Genomic DNA, 1,532 nt, shown 5'->3' on the forward strand with positions numbered 1-1,532 from the left:
GCCACTCCAGAAGTCTGTTGGCAAAGTACCATCACTTTCAATAGCGAGCTTACCATCTTCAAATGAACGAACAGAATCATTGGTTTCTTTGTTGCTGCCGTAAAGCTGTGAGCCATCCCACCAGTGAGTATTGTGGTTACGGTAAGTCGCTGGCAAGTAAGCATCGTCTTCAACGCTACGATCCGGATCAGCAGTTGTACGTTGTACAGACATAACACCCGTACCTAAAGGGTCACCTGATGGTAGAGGCACTTCGATATCGTTATCGGTCGCATTAGGGCCGTGGCTCACCCAATCGTGAACCATGAATTGAATCCATGACGCCGCAATAAAGTTAACGCTGGTGGCGGGCTTAAATTGCTCACGCTTCATCAGCGAGTTACTGACTTCACGCGGGTTAGGGCTCAACAAGGTACCGTCTTCCGTTTCACCAAAGGCGGCTTGAAGCTCGACGTTTCGTCCAAAGCGCATATGGACAGAACCTTCTGACGGGTTCTCCAGAATATTACAGGTACCATCTTCTGTTCGAGCGGTGTGGCTTCGCTCATCACAGACAATACCTTCGTTTGCTAGTTCAAAGTCTTCTGTCGAGATCATATTGTTCTCGAGCAGCTCACCTCGTTCCAAGCCAATTATTAGTGCAGCGCCTGCTACACCGAGTGTGCCGTATTTGACCAGGGCCGGCCAGGTTACCCATACCGAGTTAATAATCATGTGTCGTCTCTCCGTCCATTATTTTTGTTTTCTTTGACAAAAAACCCTTTCCCTAAGCAGGTGCATATTGGGGGATACGCTCGACCCCTGCTTGAGGAAAAGAGGACAACTTTTGTCAAGTAACCGGCAGGGTAAGGANAGTGTTAAAACTTTAACACCCTCCTAAAGGATGGGGAGATACAAAAATCAAGGTACACTCGATCTCTTAAGCCTGTTTCAGCCTGAGTTCAAACGTTAATAGATAAATTACCGACAATTACAGCAAAAGTCATAAAACATGGCCTATTTCACACTTTGAATAGTGGTATTTCACAATATTTAAAAGCGCTATTGAGATCGAAAAGGACATAATGCAGTCTTAATTAGTAGACGCATGTATGCCATATAGAGTCAGAACAATAACAAGGAATCAGGACGAGCGGTGGCACTATGAATACTCATATCAAGCGAGATGATCTAATAGCACTATTGGATAAGGGGCTAGGCTACCCTCTTGTTCTCATGGTGGCACCACCCGGTTCCGGAAAGAGTGTTTTGCTGGATCAATGGGTAACTCGGCAAAAATCCATTCATACTGAATGTCAGACCTTGCAATTCCAGACCTCCCCAAAGCTTAATGAGGGCAACGCATTATTTGCGTTAATATTTGAGTCCCTGAAAAATATCGCGCCGCTATGGGATGCTTCATTTTTTAACCTTTTTAAAGATGACTCCGAAGTAAAGCCCGAGCAAATCATTGAGGTTTTCATTGAAGCCCTAACACAAATTGATCATCCATTAGCGATTGTCTTTGATGACTTTCACCACATAAAAGCCAG

Annotated in this window: 1 protein-coding gene and 1 pseudogene; one reads left to right on the top strand and one right to left on the bottom strand. The window is 44.9% G+C overall.

What is annotated here, in order from left to right; translation table 11 throughout:
• Positions 1-714: peroxidase family protein (locus A3735_RS19440; RefSeq protein ID WP_304439995.1), on the bottom strand; the 714-nt coding region annotated here is incomplete at its 3' end.
• A gap of 429 nt (positions 715-1,143) precedes the next feature.
• On the opposite strand from A3735_RS19440, the pseudogene A3735_RS19445 reads away from it, so the two are divergent.
• Positions 1,144-1,532, top strand: a pseudogene (locus A3735_RS19445) (hypothetical protein); the annotation flags it as partial.

Source organism: Oleiphilus sp. HI0061 (assembly GCF_001635675.1).